The sequence below is a fragment of the Umezawaea endophytica genome, from assembly GCF_025061645.1.
GTDB classification, from domain to species: Bacteria; Actinomycetota; Actinomycetes; order Mycobacteriales; family Pseudonocardiaceae; genus Umezawaea; species Umezawaea endophytica.
Map to the genome: position 1 here is coordinate 106,388 of NZ_JANYMP010000014.1, position 16,100 is coordinate 122,487.

The window sequence follows — 16,100 nt, forward strand, 5'->3', positions numbered from 1 at the left end:
GCGGTCGTGGGCAGGCCCGCAGCGGGTCGGTCCGTGACGGCGAAGGTGCTGGCCCTGCTGGAGGCGTTCACGCCGGAGGCACAGGCGCTGACCCTCACGGAGTTGGCGCGGCGGGCGGACGTGTCGCTGCCGACGGCGCACCGCCGCGCCATGGAGCTCGTGGCGTGGGGCGCGCTGGAACGCGGTCCCGACAGCAGGTTCCGCATCGGCCTGCGGCTCTGGGAGGTCGCCTCCCTCGCACCGCGCGGCCTCGGCCTGCGCGAGGCGGCCATGCCGTTCATGGAGGACCTGTACGAGGTCACCCACGAGAACGTCCAGCTCGCCGTGCGGGCGGGGCTGGAACTGGTGTTCGTGGAGCGGATCTCGGGCCGCGACGCCGTGCCGGTGCGGACCCGCGTCGGGGGCCGGTTCGCGTTGCACGCCACCGGGGTCGGCCTGGTGCTGCTCGCGCACGCGCCCGTCGAGGTGCAGGAGGAGATGCTGGCCTCGCCGCTGCGCGGGTACAGCGCCAAGACCACCACGGACCCGGTGCGGCTGCGAGAGGTCCTCGCGGACGTGCGCCGCAGGGGCTACGCCGTCAGCGACGGCCAGGTCACGACGGACGCGCTGTCCGTAGCGGCGCCGATCCGCGACGCGAACGACGAGGTCGTCGCCGCGGTGTCGCTCGTCGTCCGGGCCGACGGCGCAGAACCCGCCGCGCTCGCACCCCTCGTCCGCACTGCCGCGCGCGGGATCACCCGTAGATTGGCGTCGCCCGTCGGATGAGACCGCACGTTGGAGGAAGCATGTCGATCCTCGGCACCCGTCTGGTGGCCGACGTCGTGGCACGGCTGATGCAGGGCGCGACCGTGCTGGCGGCGGGCGCCATCTCCCGCCGGGCCGGTCGCATCCTGCCGGAGTTCACCGGGCACACGCTGGAGGTGACGGTCCCGACGGCGATCGGCCCGACCCGCGCCGTCGTCTACCGCCCGGCGGGCCGACACCCGAGCCCTCCGGTGCACGTCAACTTCCACGGCGGCGGGTACATCATGCGCGGGGTGCGGCTCGACGACCCGCTGTGCCGGTACCTGGCCGCCGAGGCGGGCGTGGTCGTCGTCAACGTCGACTACGCCGTCGCACCCCAGCACCGCTTCCCCGCTCCGCCACACCAGGCCTTCGAGGTCGTGCGGTGGGTCGCGGAGAACGGCGCCGAGCACGGCTGGGACGGCGCCCGGCTGACGGTCGGCGGGCAGAGCGCGGGCGGTGGGCTCGCGGCGGCGGTGGCGCGCCAGGCGTTGGAGGGCGGTGGGCCGCCGATCGCCCTCCAGGTGCTGCACTACCCGCCGCTCGACCTCGCCGCCGACCCCGGCGACAAGCCGTCGCCGCTCGCCAAGCCGGTGCTCAAGCCGTGGATGGGCGAGGTGTTCGACGCCGCCTACCTGCCCGACCGGTCCGCGCGGACCGATCCCCTGGTGTCGCCCGCCAACCCGGCGGACACCGCCGACCTGACCGGGATCGCGCCCGCGCTGGTCATCACGGCCGAACTGGACCGGCTCCGCGCCGAGGGCGTGCGCTACGCGCGGCGCCTGCTGAAGGCGGGCGCCCTGGTGGAGCACCACGACGTCGCGGGCGTCGATCACGGGTACGACGTGAACGACGCCGAGAAGGCCCGCGAGACCTACGCCCTGATCGCGCGCCGCGTCGGGGAGGCCACGCGGGCCTGACGTCAGCTCAGCCCGTGCGTCGCCGTGGCGCCGCCGTCCACGGCGATCTCCGCTCCCGTGCAGTAGCCGCTCTCGTCGGAGGCCAGGAACAGCACGACGTTCGCCACGTCCTCCGGCTGCCCGATCCGGCGCAGCGCCAGCTTCCGGCCGACGCGCGCCACGTCGACCTTGAACCCGCCGAGCGCGTCGCTCACCATCGCGGTGTCGACCGCTCCGGGGTGCACGGAGTTGACCCGGATGCCGTGCTCCCCCAGTTCCATCGCGGCGACCTTCGTCATGCCGCGGATGGCGAACTTGGTGGCCGTGTAGGCGACCAGGTACGGCATCCCGCCCAGGCCCTCCACCGAGGACACGTTGACGATCGATCCGCCGCCCGCCCGTTTCATCGACGGGATCACCGCGCGCATGCCGAGGAACGTGCCGGTCTGGTTGATCCCGACCACCCGCTGGTAGTCGTCGAGGGTGGTCTCGGCGATGGCGGAGAAGTGCAGGACGCCCGCGTTGTTCACCAGCACGGTGATCTCGCCGAACGCGTCCACGGTCTCGGCGACCGCCAGCGCCCAGTCCTCTTCGGACGCCACGTCCAGCCTGCGGTACAGGGCCGCGTCACCCAGGTCGTCCGCGAGCTGCTTGCCGAGGTCGTCGCGGACGTCGGTGATCACCACCCGCGCGCCCTCGGCGACGAACCGGCGGGCCGCGGCGGCTCCCTGGCCGCGCGCGGCGCCGGTGACGACCGCGACCTTGCCGTCCAGTCGCCCCACGGTCACATCAGCTCGTCGGTCAGCGGCATCATCACGGTCTTCAGCTCGGTGTACGCCTCGTACGCGCTGCGACCGCCCTCGCGGCCGAGCCCGGACTGCTTGAAGCCGCCGAACGGCACGTGGGGTTCGAGCTGGAACCCGTTGATCCCGATCATCCCGGCGCGCACCCGCTTGGCGACCCGGAACGCGCGGCGGGTGTCGGTGGTGTAGATGCCCGCGCCCAGACCGTACTCGGTGTCGTTCGCGATCCGGACCGCCTCGTCCTCGTCGTCGAACGGTACGACCGCCAACACCGGGCCGAAGATCTCCTCGCGGGCCACGGTCATGTCGTTGCGCACGTCGGCGAAGATCGTCGGGGCCACGAAGTTGCCCTCCGCGAAGTCGCCGTCCAGGCGCTTGCCGCCGGTCACCAGGCGCGCGCCCTCCTCCTGCCCCTTGTCGATGTAGCCGAGCACGCGGTCGAGCTGCCGCTGGTTGATCAGCGGGCTGGCCATCACGGCGGGGTCGAACGGGTTGCCGAAGGTGACCACGCCCGCGAGCATCTCGGCGGACGCCAGGAACTCGTCGAGCACGTCCCGGTGCACCAGCGCCCTGGTGTGTGCCACGCACGCCTGACCGGACAGGCCCATGGTCACCATGCCCATGCACGTCATCGCGGCCAGGCCGACGTTCGGGGCGTCGGCGAACACCAGCGCCGGGCTCTTGCCGCCCAGTTCGAGCGACACCCGCTTGGACGTGCCCGCCGACGCCTCGACGACGAGCTTGCCGACACCCCGGCTGCCGGTGAAGCTGATCTTGTCCACCAGCGGGTGGTTGATCAGCGCCGAACCCGTCGACGCCCCCGGCCCGGTGACGAGGTTGACCACGCCGTCCGGCAGTCCGGCCTCGATCAGCAGCTCGACCATGCGGATCACGCAGAACGACGCGTACTCCGAGGGTTTGACGACGACCGTGCAGCCCGCGGCGAGCGCCGGGGCGAGTTTTTGCGCGAAGAGCACGAACGGCGCGTTCCACGGCAGCACGGCCGCGACGACGCCGACCGGCTCGCGGAACGTCATCGCCAGGTGGTCGCCGCCCTGGTACGGCGGCAGGGTCTCGCCGCCGACCTTGTCGATCCACCCGGCGTGGTGGTCGAAGATGTCCGCGGCGATGGCGACCGACGTGCCGTAGATCTGGCCGAACGACAGCGGGACGCCGTTGTCCAGCGCTTGCAGGCCGCGCAGTTCGTCGGCGTGCTCCCGCAGCAGGTCGCCGTACTTGCGCAGCACCTGGACGCGCTTGCCCGCGCCGTACCGCGGCCACGGGCCCTCGTCGAACGCCCGGCGGGCGGACCGCACGGCGTCGTCCACGTCCTCGTCGGTGGCGATGGCGAACTGCCCGACCACCTCGGCGGTGGCGGGGTGGTGGTGGGTCCACGTCGCCCCGTCGCCGGAGCCGCGGAACTTCCCGTCGACGAGGAGTTGGCCGTCCTTCAACCCCAGCGCCTCGCGATGCGGCTGTACGGTGAACACCACTGCTCCTCCTCGAACGCGCAACTCAGGACAGGGAAAGGGTTTCGGTGCAGGCGAACGTCCGCCGGGGGTCCCTGGCGGCGAAGTGCTCGCCGAGGTCGTCGGTCGAGTCGAACCGCCGCTCCACGGTGGGCGGGGCCATCAGCGCGACCACTCCCCCGTGCACGACGAAGACCTGGCCGCTGATCCGGTCGGCGGCCGGGGAGGCGAGGTAGGCGACGAACGCGCCGACGTGGTCCGGCGCCAGCGGGTCGACGCCGTCCTCCGGGCCCTCGCCGAAGACGTGCTCGGTCATGGCGGTGCGGGCGCGCGGGCAGATCGCGTTGGCGCGCACGCCGTAGCGGGCCAGGCCCTGCGCGGTCGAGAGGGTCAGCGCGACGATCCCGGCCTTGGCCGCCGCGTAGTTCGACTGCCCGGCCGGGCCAAGCAGGAACGCCTCGGAGGAGGTGTTGACGACCCGCCCGTACACCGGCTCGCCCGTCTCCTTCGACCGCGCGCGCCAGTAGGTCGCCGCCGCGCGGGACACGAGGAAGTGCCCGCGCAGGTGCACCCGCAGGACCAGGTCCCAGTCCTCGTCGGACGTGCTGAACAGCATTCGGTCCCGCAGGACGCCCGCGTTGTTCACCACGACGTGCAGTCCGCCGAAGTGCTCGACGGCGGCAGTGAGCAGGCCGTCGGCCGTGGCCCGGTCGCCGATGTCGCCCTCGACCACGACGGCCTTGGCGCCGAGCTGCTCGACCTCCTCCGCGACGGAGGCCGCCGCGCCCGGCAGGTCGTTGAGGACGACGTCCGCGCCCGCCCGCGCCAGTGCCAGCGCTTCCGCCCGGCCGAGCCCGGCTCCCGCGCCGGTCACCACCGCCACCTTGCCCGCGAGGTCCACTGTGGACGCCCTCCTAGTCGAAGATGATGACCTGGCGGACGGAGGCGCCACCACCGCGCAGCACCTGGAGCCCCTCGTTCACGTCGTCCAGGCGGATCCGCTTGCTGATCATGGACTCCATGTCGAGCCGTCCCGCGCGCCACAGCGCCACCAGGCGCGGCACGTCCCGGCGGACGTTCGCCGTGCCGTAGAACGACCCGTGCAGGGTCTTGTCGTGCAGGAACAGCTCCTGCGCGCTGAACTCGACCATCGCGTCGGCCCGGCCCGCGCCGACGATCACGACGTGGCCGCCGCGCCGGGTGATGTCCCACGCCGAGCGGATGGTCGCGGGCAGGCCAACCACGTCGAAGCCGTAGTCGAAGCCCATCCCGCCCGCCAGCGACTGGTTCAGCTCGGCGAGGCCCTCGGGGGTGGTGGCGTGGGTGGCGCCGAAGTGCTTGGCCACCTCGTGCTTCTCCACCACCGGGTCCACCGCGATGATCCGAGCCGCGCCCGCGAGCCGCGCGCCCTGGATGACCGAGACGCCGACACCGCCGCAGCCGATCACCACGACGTCGGACCCCGGTTCGACCTTCGCGGTGTTGAGGACCGCGCCAACGCCGGTGATCACGCCGCAGGCGATCAGCGCGGCGATCTCGAACGGCACGTCGTGGTCGATCTTGATCGCGCCCGCGGCGGGCACGACCAGTTCCTCGGCGAACGTGCCGAGGCCCGCGTAGCCGAAGGCGGGTGCGCCGCCCACCAGGAAGCGCGGTGAGGTGAACGCCGCCATGGCGTGCACGATGCACAGGTGCGTCTCGCCGCTCACGCAGTTGCGGCAGGTCCCGCAGGGCGGCACGAACGTGACGACCACGTGGTCGCCGACGGCGAGCGAGGTCACCGCGCTGCCGACCTCGACGATCTCACCGGCGCCCTCGTGGCCGACGACGCCGGGAGCGAGCGCGGGCAGCGTGCCGTTCATCGCGGAGAGGTCGCTGTGGCAGATGCCGCACGCCTTGACCTTGATCCGGACCTCGTCCGGGCCCGGCGCCGTGGTCGTCACGTCGTCGCGGAGTTCGAGCTTGTCGTCGCCGATCTGGTTCAGCACGGCTGCCTTCACCGGTATCACTCCTCGTCGAGTTCACGGCTGAGCTGGATACAGGGCACACTAGAATCTGTTCTCATTCATCACAAGGCCCATCCGTGTGGGCCCTACCCGTTGAGCCGCAAGGCGTTCCTCGGGCAGGCCGCGACCGACTTCCTCGCCGACTCGACCTCCCCTTCCGCCAACTCACCGGGTCGCACCTGCAACACCTCATCGTCGTCGAGATCGAACACGTCCGGGAGGATCCCGACGCAGACGCCGTTCGCCTCGCACAGCACCGGGTCGACGCTGACCTTCACGACTACCTCCCGACAGCTCTTCACACTGAACTAGAACTCGTTCTAGAGTAGGGTCGCTTCGCTTCCCGAGCCAGCGGAGGACGCATGCACATCGGGTACACGCCGGAGCAGGAAGACCTGCGCCGGGAACTGCGGAGCTACTTCGCCGCGCTGATGACCCCGGAGCGGCGGGCCGCCCTCACCTCCGGCGGCGGCGACTACGGCGATTCGGCCACCTACAAGGACACCGTCCGCCGGATGGGACTCGACGGGTGGCTGACGCTCGGCTGGCCGGAGGAGTACGGCGGGCAGGACCGCCCGATGATCGACCAGCTCATCTTCGTGGACGAGGCGGCCGTCGCGGGCGCGCCGGTGCCGTTCCTGACGCTCAACTCGATCGGGCCGACGATCATGGCCTACGGCACCCCGGAGCAGAAGGCCGACTACCTGCCGAAGATCGCGAGCGGCGAGATCCACTTCGCGATCGGCTACTCGGAGCCCGAGGCGGGCACCGACCTGGCCGCCCTGCGCACCCGCGCCGTCCGCGACGGCGACGAGTACGTGATCACCGGGCAGAAGATGTGGACCAGCCTCGTCCAGTACGCGGACTACGTGTGGCTGGCGTGCCGCACCGACCAGGAAGCGCCGCGGCACAAGGGGTTGAGCATGGTCGTCGTGCCGACCGACTCGCCCGGCTTCTCCTGGACGCCCGTGCGCACGATGGCCGGGCCGACCACCAGCGCGACCTACTACCAGGACGTGCGCGTGCCCGTGGCGAACCGGGTCGGCGCGGAGAACCAGGGCTGGAAGCTGATCACCAACCAGCTCAACCACGAGCGCGTCGCGCTCAGCTCCGCCGCGCCCCTCCAGACCGCGCTCCAGGAGGTCCGGGAGTGGGCGCAGTCCACCAAGCTGCCCGGCACCGGCGACCGCGTCATCGACCAGGAGTGGGTGCGGCTGCACCTGGCCCGCGTGCACGCGAAGACCGAGTTCCTGAAGCTGCTGAACTGGAAGATCGCCACCGACGCCGACCGGGCGCCGAGCCCGGCGGAGGCGTCGGCCACGAAGGTCTTCGGCACCGAGTTCGCGACCGAGGCGTACCGGCTGCTGATGGAGGTGCTCGGCGCGCACGCCGTCGTGCGCGCCGGATCGCGCGGCGCCCTGCTGCGCGGCCGGGTCGAGCGGATGCACCGGTCGTCGCTGATCCTCACCTTCGGCGGCGGCACCAACGAGATCCAGCGGGACATCATCGCGAGGGTCGGCCTCGGCCTGCCCGCCGCCCCGCGCTGACCGGGAGGACCGCATGGACTTCGTGCCCACCGAGGCGACCCTGGAACTGGCCGGGTTGACCCGCGACATCCTGGCCGACCACGTGACCCCGGCCAGGCTGCGCCAGGTCGAGACCACTCCCGGCCACGTCGACCGCGCGCTCTGGGCCGACCTCGCCGGGGCCGGGGTGCTGTCCGCCGCACTGCCGGAGGAGGTGGGCGGTGGCGGGTTCGGCCTGCTGGAGCAGTGCGGCGTGCTGGTCGAACTGGGCCGCGCGGTGGCCCCCGTGCCGTACCTGCCCTCGATCGTCGTGGCCGCGTCCGCGCTGGCCGCGTTCGGCTCCGCCGAGCAGCGCGAGAAGTGGGCGAGGCCCACCGCCGAAGGGCGGCTGCTGCCGACCGCGGCGCTCGTGGAGGAACTGGACGACGGCACGGGGACGCCCGCCACCACCGCCGAGCGCGGGCCGGACGGGTGGACGCTGACCGGCGTGAAGACCACCGTGCCGTGGGGCGCGGTGGCGGACCTGTTCCTCGTGCCCGCGACGACTCCCCAGGGTCGGGCGGTGTTCCTGGTCGATCCGCGCGACGAGCACGTCACCGTGACCGGGCAACAGGTCGTGGACGGCGACGACACGGCCTGGCTCGACCTGGCGGGCGTGCGGCTGGACGACGACCGGCTGCTCGGCTCACCGGGTGACGAGACCGCGGCGTGGCTGCTCGCGCGGGCCACGGTGGGGCTGTGCGCCCTCCAGTTCGGCATCACCGAACGCGCGCTGGAGCTGACGGCCGAGCACGCCAGGACCCGCGTCCAGTTCGACCGGCCGATCGGCAGCTTCCAGGCGGTGTCCCAGCGGCTGGCCGACGCGTTCGTGGACGTGGCGGCGATCCGGCTGACGCTGTGGCAGGCGGCTTGGCGGCTGGCCTCGGACCTGCCGTGCGAGACGGAGGTCGCGACGGCCAAGTTCTGGGCGGCCGACGCGGGCCACCGGGTCGCGCACACGGCCGTCCACGTGCACGGCGGGCAGGGCATCGACGTCGAGCACGGCCTGCACCGCTACTTCACCGCGGCCAAGCGGGTAGAGTTCGAGCTGGGCGGGGCGACCGCCCACCTGCGCAGGATCGGCGCGGCGCTGGCCACGCACCCGGCGTGACGGGGTGGCGGGTCGGGAACCCGCCACCACCCCGCCCTCCGGTCAGCGCAGCTTGCCCAGCCTGTCGATCGCCTCGTCGGCTTCGCGCAGCAGCGTCGCCATGACCTCGGCGACCGGCCGCACGTCGTTCATCCGACCCACGACCTGGCCCACGGGCATGGAGACCACGCCCGGATCGTCGGACAGCGTGATGCGCTGGTGCGCCTCGCTGACCAACAGGTTCTGCAACGGCATCGGCAGCGGCGCGGGCGCGTCCGCCTCGGCCCACGCCTCCGTCCACCTGGTCTTGAGCAGGCGCGCGGGTTTCCCGGTGTAGATCCTGGTGCGCACGGTGTCGCTCGACCCGGCGGCGAGCAGCGCGCGCTGGGTGGCCGTGCTCTGCCCCATCAGCGCGTACTCCGCGGTGGTGAGCCAGTAGGAACCCATCCAGGCGCCGGAAGCGCCCAGCGCGAGCGCGGCGGCCATCTGCCGGCCGGAGCCGATGCCACCCGCGGCGAGCACCGGGACGCGCTCGCCGACGGCGTCCACGACCTCCGGGACGAGGACCATCGAGGCCACCTCACCGGTGTGGCCGCCCGCCTCGTAGCCCTGCGCCACCACGATGTCCACGCCGTTGTCGACGTGCCTGCTCGCGTGCTCGCTCTTCCCGGCGAGCGCGGCGACCGGGACGCCGTGCTCGTGCACCCGCCGGATCACGTCGTCCGGCGGTGAGCCGAGCGCGTTCGCGATGAGCCGGATGGGGTGTTCGAGCGCGACGTCGACGTGCGACCGCGCCACCGAGTGCAGCCAGCCGAGCACGCCGGCGCCGGACTCCTCGTCGGCGGGCAGCGGTGGCACGCCGAGCTTCTGGAGCGTGCGCTGGACGAAGTCCCGGTGCCCCTGCGGGATGAGCTTGTCGAGGTCGAAGGAGGTGCCCTCGGTCGGCACGGTCGCGGGCATCACGATGTCCACGCCGTACGGCCTGCCGTCGGTGTTCTCGTCCATCCAGGTCAACGCGCGGTCCAGGTCCGCGGCGTCGTTGAAGCGCACGCACCCCAGCACGCCGAGCCCTCCCGCGCGGCTGATCGCCGCCGCCACGTGCTCGGACGGGGTGAACCCGAACACGGGGTGCTCGATGCCCAGCGTGTCGCACAACGGCGTGCGCATGGAACCTCCTCAACCCGGCAGCGACGCCGTCTCGTGGTCTTGCGCGTAGCTCTTGGCCCACTGGTAGTCCGGTTTCCCGCTGGGCAGCCGGACGATCTCGTCCACCAGCCACACGCTGCGGGGCACCTTGTAGCCCGCGATCTCCTGCCGCACGTGGGTGTCCAGTTCGGACAGTCGCGGCACGCGGTCGGGACGTGCCTGCACGAGCGCGCCGACCCGTTGGCCGAGCCGGTCGTCGGGGACGCCGATCACCAGCGCGTCGAACACGTCGGGGTGGGACTTCAGCGCGGCCTCCACCTCCTCCGGGAACACCTTCTCCCCGCCGGTGTTGACGCACGTGTTCCCCCGGCCCAGCAACGTGATCGTGCCGTCGGCCTCGAACCGCGCGAAGTCGCCGGGCACGGTGTACCGCTTGCCGTCGATCTCCTGGAACATGGCCGCGGTCTTCACGGGATCCTTGTAGTAGCCCAGCGGGACGTTGCCACCGCGGGCGAGCCTGCCGACGACGCCCGTCTCCGGCTTCAGCGGCCGCCCGTCGTCGTCGATGACGATGGTGTCGTCGTTCAGCTTCACCCGCGTGCCGTCGGTCTTCCGCACCTCCTTGGACACCGCCCCGATGCCCGTGGAGCCGGTCTCGGACGCGCCGATCGACTCCAGCAGGGTGACGTTCGGCAGGGCCTCCAGGTACTGCTCCTTGACAGTGTGCGAGAACAGCGCGGCGCTGCTGTTGATGATCCCGAGCGACGAGGCGTCGTACTGCCCGGCCCGGTACTCCTCGATCATCGGGCGGGCCATCGCGTCGCCGACGATCACCGCCACCTGGACGCGGTGCCGCTCGACCACGCGCCACACCTCGTCCGGCTCGAACTTGGGCACCAGCACGACGGTGCTGCCGGAGAACAGCGCGCCGAGCATCGCCCACTGGGCCGCGCCGTGGATCATCGGCGGTAAGCACAGCCGGATGAGCCCGTAGTCCTTGCCCTGCCTGGCCTGGTGCCACTCGTCGGTGACGTGCTCGCCGGTGACGAAGTCGATGCCGCCGCCGAGCACCCGCCACACGTCCTCGTGCCGCCACATCACGCCCTTGGGCATGCCGGTGGTGCCGCCCGTGTAGAGGATGTAGAGGTCGTCCGCGCTGCGCGGCCCGAAGTCCCGCTCGGGTGACGCCTCGGCCAGCGCCGTCTCGTAGTCGACACCGCCGTACCCGGAGAAGTCCGCGTCGGACTCGTCGTCGATCACCACGACGTGCCGCAGCAGCGGCACCGCGGGCAGCACCTCGGCCACCAGCTCGGAGTACCGGCGCTCGTGCACCAGCGCGACGAGGTCCGCCTGGTCGAACAAGTACTGCAACTCGTTCTTGGTGTAGCGGTAGTTCACGTTGATGGCCACGGCCCGCAGCTTGTACACGGCGATCATGGCTTCGACGAGTTCGATGGAGTTGCGCGCGTACAGGCCCACGTGCGAACCCTCGACGACGCCGTTCAACGCCAGGTGGTGGGCCAGGCGGTTCGCGCGCTCCTCAAGCAGCGCATAGGTTTCCTCCCGTTCGCCGCACACGATGGCGACGCGATCCGGAACGATGTCAACGGCGTGCTCGACGAGATCTGCGACGTTGAGGGCCATGCCGTGAAAGTAGAACGTGTTATCGTTGTGGACAATCCCCCAGGTGGTCAGACTCGATCCAGGAGGCCCTCGGAGATGACGTCGCAGGTTATTGAGGAACCGCATTGCCTGGTCGAACGGGTGGGGCCCGTCCTGATCGTCACGATGAACCGGCCGAAGGCGCGCAACGCGTTGTCCGGACCGATGATGGAGATCATGCTGTCCGCCTGGGACCGGGTGGACACCGATCCGGAGATCCGGGCGTGCGTGCTGACCGGGGCGGGCGGAGCGTTCTGCGCGGGCGCCGACCTGAAGGCGATGAACCAGCGCCATCCGGGTGACAGCTTCGGCGACTCCGACCTGTCGGTGATCGAACCCCTGCTGAAGGGGCGGCGGCTGACGAAGCCGTTGATCGCGGCGGTCGAGGGGCCCGCGGTGGCCGGTGGGACGGAGATCCTCCAGGCCACCGACATCCGGGTCGCGGGCGAGAGCGCCCGGTTCGGCGTGTCGGAGGCCCGGTGGGGCCTGTTCCCGCTCGGCGGATCCGCGGTGCGGCTGCCCCGGCAGATCCCGTACACGGTCGCGGCGGAGTTGTTGTTGACCGGACGGCACATCCTTGCGCCCGAGGCCCTGCGGATCGGGTTGATCGGGCACGTGGTGCCCGACGGGACGGCGCTGGAGAAGGCGATGGAGTTGGCGTCGCTGATCGCCGCCAACGGGCCACTGGCCGTCGCGGCGATCCTGCGGACGATGCGCGAGACCGAGGGTATGCCCGAGGAGGAGGCGTTCAAGGTCGACGCCCGGCTCGGGATCGAGGTGTTCCGCAGCGCGGACGCGAAGGAGGGCCCGGTGGCGTTCGCCGCCAAGCGCCGACCGGAGTTCCGCGGGGTGTGAGCCGTTGAACGACCCTGTCGGGGGACCGAGGTCCCCCGACAGGGCTCAGCGCGCCGGGTGGTCGGCGATGTCGTTCGCCGCCACGTAGCCGAAGGTCATGGCGGGCCCGATGGTCGAGCCCGCGCCGGCGTAGCTGTGGCCCATGACGGCCGCGCTGGCGTTGCCCGCGGCGTACAGGCCGGTGATGACCGAGCCGTCCGGCCTGAGCACCCTGGCGCGGGCGTCGGTGCGCATGCCGCCCTTGGTACCCAGGTCGCCGGGCACGATCTTGAAGGCGTAGTACGGCGCCGCCCACAGCGGTGCCAGGCAGGAGTTCGGGATCACCGCGGGGTCGGTGTAGTAGTGGTCGTACGCGCTGTCGCCGCGGCGGAAGTCGGTGTCCTGGCCCGACCTCGCGAAGCCGTTGAACTTGGCGACCGTGGCCTTCAGCGCGGTGGCCGGGACGCCGATCGCCGTCGCCAGGCCGTCCAGGCTCCAGTTCCTCACCACCGCGCCCGACTGGTACCAGGAGTCCGGCAGCGGCAGCGCCGGGGCGATGTCGGCGAACAGGTAGCGGTTGCGGTAGTTCTGGTCGACGACCAGCCAGGACGGGATGCATGGGTTGGCGGGGTCGCGGTCGTACATGACGTGCACGACGTCGCCGTAGGGGGCGGCCTCGTTGACGTAGCGCTGCCCCGCCTGGTTGATGATGAGCCCGCCGGGGAGGGTCCGTTCGGCGAGGCAGAAGTACGGCGAGCCGGGGGTGGGGATCGCCGGGCCCCACCAGGCGTCTTCCATGAGGTCCAGCGCCGCGCCCGCCCGTTGGCCCGCGCGGTGGCCGTCGCCGGTGTTCTCCTTGGCGCCCACCGACCACTGGGTGCCGATCGGCTGCCGCTGGTACTGGGCGCGCATGGCGGCGTTGTGCTCGAACCCGCCGGAGCCGACGATGACGCCGCGCCTGGCCTTGAGGAGGCCCTGGGCGCCGTTGCGCTGGACGACCACACCGGTCACCGCGCCGCCCTCGACGTTCAGGTCCACCAGCGGAGTGTTGAGCCAGACCGGGACGTTGGCGGACATCAGGCCCGCGCGGAGGCCGCCCGCCAGCGCCTGGCCCATGGTCAGGGGTTTCTGGCCGAGCAGCGCCGCCCTGGTGCCCCTGGCGAGCGCCGCCGTCGCCACCGCGAGCCCCTTGGCGTTCACCAGGGACAGCGCCAGCCACTTGTAGTCGGCGCCGAACACGACCATGCCCGCCGGGGTGGCCAGGTACGGCGGGTTCAGGTTCGCCAACTCGGGGCCGAGGACGTTGCCGTCGAGCTGGTCCGGTTCGATCGACCGGCCGTTCGGCAGCCCGCCCGGCAGTTCCGGGTAGTAGTCGCTGTAGCCCTCCATCCAGCGGAACCGCAGCGGGCTGTTGCGGATGACGAACGAGATCATGGCCGGGCCGTTCGCCAGGTACGCCTGCTGGCGGGCGGCGGGCACGGAGCCACCGACCACCGCGGCCAGGTACGCGGTCGCCTTCTGCGGGGTGTCCGGCACGCCCGCGGCCAGCAGGACCTCGTTGTTGGGGACCCAGATGCCCGCGCCGGACCTCGCGGCCGAACCGCCGTAGGTAGGGGCCTTCTCGACCACCACGCAGCTCAGGCCGCGTTTCGCCGCGGTCAGTGCGGCGGTCATGCCCGCCGCGCCCGAGCCGACCACGACGACGTCGTACTCCCCCAGCGTAGGGACGGCCGCCGCCTCGGCGGGCTGGTGGCCGAGCAGACCGGCGGCCAGCGTGAAGCCGGTTCCGGCGAGGACCTGGCGGCGGGTGGGCAGACCTTCGGGTAACGGCATGGCTCACTGCTCCGGCGAAGTGGTGGCGGGGAAGGCCTTGCGGTGGTCCCAACTGGCCACGCGGGTCGGTCGGAAGACCACCGCCACGCGCTTGGCCATCGCGTGGCGCACCCCCTCGCGGCCGGCGTCGTCGACCGGACCGACGTTGCGCGCTACGACGGCGTCGACCACGCGGGCCAGCTCGGCCGGGTCGTCGGACACCTCCGCCACGCCCTCCAGGAACACGCCGCGCAGCTCCTCGTACGCCTCGCCGGTCTCGACCAGCGCGCTCATCCGGGGGTCGCGGCGGAGGTTCACGATCTTCTGCGACGAGCGGTCGGTGCAGAACACGATGTCGCCGTCCAGCACGGCGAACCACATCGGTGCCAGGTGCGGCAGGCCGGACCTGCCGAGGCTCGCGACGACCAGCGTGCGCTGCTCCCGGAGGAACTCGTCGACTTCCTCCGACGACATCTTCACGCGGTCACGGCCGCGCGACTTCTTCTTCCAGTACGGGTCGCGCAGCTTCCGCTTGTACAGCTTGCCGTTCGGATCGCGCGGGAGTTCCCGGACGTAGTCGACGGTGCGCGGCAGCTTGAACTTCGCCAGCCGCCCGGCGGCGAACGCCAGTAGTTCCTCGGTGAACTCCGCGCCGGGCTCCACCGGTTGGACGACCGCCTTGATCTCCTCGCCCCAGTCCGGGTGCGGCACGCCGAACACCGCCACGTCCGCGACCTTGGGGTGGCAGGCCAGTTCGCCCTCGATCTCGGCGGGGTAGATGTTGACGCCGCCGGAGATGATCATGTCGCTCTTGCGGTCGCACAGGAACAGGTAGCCGTCCTCGTCCAGGTAGCCGACGTCCCCCAGCGTGAACAGGTCGCCCAGCCGCGCGGTCCGGGTCTTCTCCGCGTCCTTGTGGTACTCGAACGTGGCCGTGCCCATCCGCATGTAGACCAGGCCCTGCTCCCCCGCGGGCAGCTCGTTGCCGTCCTCGTCGAAGACCTGGACCACCGACGACGGCCACGGCAGGCCGACCGATCCCGGTTTGCGCAGCCACTCCTCGGCGCCGATCGCGGTGCCGCCGCCCTCGGTCGCCGCGTAGTACTCGATCACGACCGGACCCCACCAGTCGAGCATCCGGCGCTTGACCTCGATCGGGCACGGGGCCGCGCCGTGGATCATCGCGCGCAGCGACGACAGGTCGTAGCGCGACCGGACGTCGTCCGGCAGCGCCAGGAGCCGGTGGAACTGGGTCGGCACCATGTGGCTGTGCGTCACGCGGTGGCGCTCGATCAGCCGCAGCATCTCCTCGGGGTCCCAGTGGTCCATCAGGACGGCGGTGTGCCCGAGCTGGATCGAGATGACGACGAAGTTGAGCACCGCCGTGTGGTAGAGCGGCGACCCGCACAGGTGCACGTGCGCGTCGAACGGCTTGATGCCGAAGATCCCGAAGAACCACGCGGCCGACGGCGGGACGACGTCGGGGTCGGCTCCGGTCAGCGGCCTGCGCACGCCCTTGGGCCGTCCCGTCGTCCCCGAGGTGTAGAGCATCGGCGAGCCCGTGGTGCGCACGTCCGGGCGGGTGGCGGGCTCACCCTCCCCCAGCCTGCCCAGCGGCTGGAAGCCGGGGACGTCGCCGACGGCGAAGCGCGCCTCCGGCGGGAGGTCCGTGCGCGCGGCGGCGTCGACGGCGACGTCCGCGAACCGCTCGTGCGCGATGAACGCCTTGGCGCCGCTGTCCTGCACGAGGTAGGCGACCTCGGGTCCGACGAGGTGCCAGTTGACCATGACCACGTACAGGCCGGTCTGCACCGCGGCGAAGTAGACCGCCACCAGCTCGGAGCTGTTGGGCAGCATCAGGACGACGCTGTCGCCCGGTTCCAGCCCCATGGCCTGCAACCCGCGCCCGTACCGGTCGGCGGTCGCCGCGAGGTCGCGGTAGGTGGTCTCCAGGCCCGCCGGGTCGACCAGCGCACACCGGTCCGGATCCGCGGCGGCGATGTTCCACAGTCCCTCGGAGGTCACGTGAGC

General features: G+C 71.8%; 14 protein-coding genes. 5 read left to right on the forward strand and 9 right to left on the reverse strand.

The window, feature by feature from the left end:
* The first annotated feature begins 6 nt into the window (after nt 1-6).
* The gene (locus NZH93_RS27255) at nt 7-765 is read left to right on the forward strand and encodes an IclR family transcriptional regulator (RefSeq protein WP_259626062.1); all 759 of its coding nucleotides are present in this window, start codon (nt 7-9) and stop codon (nt 763-765) included.
* Nucleotides 766-785: 20 nt separating this feature from the next.
* Nucleotides 786-1,703: an alpha/beta hydrolase gene (locus tag NZH93_RS27260; protein ID WP_259626063.1), complete on the forward strand. Its 918-nt coding sequence runs from the start codon at nt 786-788 to the stop codon at nt 1,701-1,703.
* A 2-nt stretch (nt 1,704-1,705) separates the two neighbouring features.
* On the opposite strand, the gene NZH93_RS27265 is transcribed toward NZH93_RS27260, so the two are convergent.
* The 5 genes from NZH93_RS27265 to NZH93_RS27285 all read right to left on the reverse strand — a co-directional run bounded on the left by NZH93_RS27265 (nt 1,706) and on the right by NZH93_RS27285 (nt 6,238).
* A complete protein-coding gene (locus NZH93_RS27265) occupies nt 1,706-2,464 on the reverse strand; it encodes a glucose 1-dehydrogenase (protein WP_259626200.1) in 759 nt (252 codons plus the stop codon).
* Nucleotides 2,465-2,466: 2 nt separating this feature from the next.
* Nucleotides 2,467-3,978, reverse strand: a complete 1,512-nt coding sequence (locus tag NZH93_RS27270) for an aldehyde dehydrogenase family protein (RefSeq protein WP_259626064.1) — start codon at nt 3,976-3,978, stop codon at nt 2,467-2,469.
* 22 nt (nt 3,979-4,000) lie between these two features.
* On the reverse strand, nt 4,001-4,855 hold the full coding sequence (locus NZH93_RS27275; protein WP_259626065.1) for a 3-oxoacyl-ACP reductase: 855 nt from the start codon (nt 4,853-4,855) through the stop codon (nt 4,001-4,003).
* Between the two features lie 13 nt (nt 4,856-4,868).
* Nucleotides 4,869-5,954 carry a Zn-dependent alcohol dehydrogenase gene (locus NZH93_RS27280; RefSeq protein ID WP_259626066.1) on the reverse strand — a complete coding sequence of 362 codons (1,086 nt, stop codon included), beginning with the start codon at nt 5,952-5,954 and terminating at the stop codon, nt 4,869-4,871.
* A 92-nt stretch (nt 5,955-6,046) separates the two neighbouring features.
* Nucleotides 6,047-6,238, reverse strand: coding sequence for a ferredoxin (locus tag NZH93_RS27285; RefSeq protein ID WP_259626067.1), 192 nt, complete (start codon nt 6,236-6,238; stop codon nt 6,047-6,049).
* Nucleotides 6,239-6,322: 84 nt separating this feature from the next.
* Between NZH93_RS27285 and NZH93_RS27290 the strand changes: the two genes are divergently transcribed.
* On the forward strand, nt 6,323-7,507 hold the full coding sequence (locus NZH93_RS27290) for an acyl-CoA dehydrogenase family protein (RefSeq protein WP_259626068.1): 1,185 nt from the start codon (nt 6,323-6,325) through the stop codon (nt 7,505-7,507).
* Nucleotides 7,508-7,520: 13 nt separating this feature from the next.
* A complete protein-coding gene (locus NZH93_RS27295) occupies nt 7,521-8,636 on the forward strand; it encodes an acyl-CoA dehydrogenase family protein (protein WP_259626069.1) in 1,116 nt (371 codons plus the stop codon).
* A gap of 42 nt (nt 8,637-8,678) precedes the next feature.
* Here NZH93_RS27295 and NZH93_RS27300 read toward each other — a convergent pair whose 3' ends face one another.
* Together NZH93_RS27300 and NZH93_RS27305 are read right to left on the reverse strand one after the other, a co-directional pair.
* Nucleotides 8,679-9,782 carry an NAD(P)H-dependent flavin oxidoreductase gene (locus NZH93_RS27300; protein ID WP_259626070.1) on the reverse strand — a complete coding sequence of 368 codons (1,104 nt, stop codon included), beginning with the start codon at nt 9,780-9,782 and terminating at the stop codon, nt 8,679-8,681.
* A 9-nt stretch (nt 9,783-9,791) separates the two neighbouring features.
* Nucleotides 9,792-11,405: an acyl-CoA synthetase gene (locus tag NZH93_RS27305; RefSeq protein ID WP_259626071.1), complete on the reverse strand. Its 1,614-nt coding sequence runs from the start codon at nt 11,403-11,405 to the stop codon at nt 9,792-9,794.
* 75 nt (nt 11,406-11,480) lie between these two features.
* On the opposite strand from NZH93_RS27305, the gene NZH93_RS27310 reads away from it, so the two are divergent.
* Nucleotides 11,481-12,278 carry a crotonase/enoyl-CoA hydratase family protein gene (locus NZH93_RS27310; protein WP_276024224.1) on the forward strand — a complete coding sequence of 266 codons (798 nt, stop codon included), beginning with the start codon at nt 11,481-11,483 and terminating at the stop codon, nt 12,276-12,278.
* Nucleotides 12,279-12,323: 45 nt separating this feature from the next.
* Here the strand turns inward: NZH93_RS27310 and kstD are convergent, their stop codons facing one another.
* Together kstD and NZH93_RS27320 are read right to left on the reverse strand one after the other, a co-directional pair.
* Complete coding sequence (gene kstD, locus NZH93_RS27315; RefSeq protein ID WP_259626072.1) at nt 12,324-14,090, reverse strand: 3-oxosteroid 1-dehydrogenase; 1,767 nt, start codon at nt 14,088-14,090, stop codon at nt 12,324-12,326.
* A gap of 3 nt (nt 14,091-14,093) precedes the next feature.
* Nucleotides 14,094-16,094, reverse strand: coding sequence for a TIGR03618 family F420-dependent PPOX class oxidoreductase (locus NZH93_RS27320; protein WP_259626073.1), 2,001 nt, complete (start codon nt 16,092-16,094; stop codon nt 14,094-14,096).
* Nucleotides 16,095-16,100 lie beyond the last annotated feature (6 nt).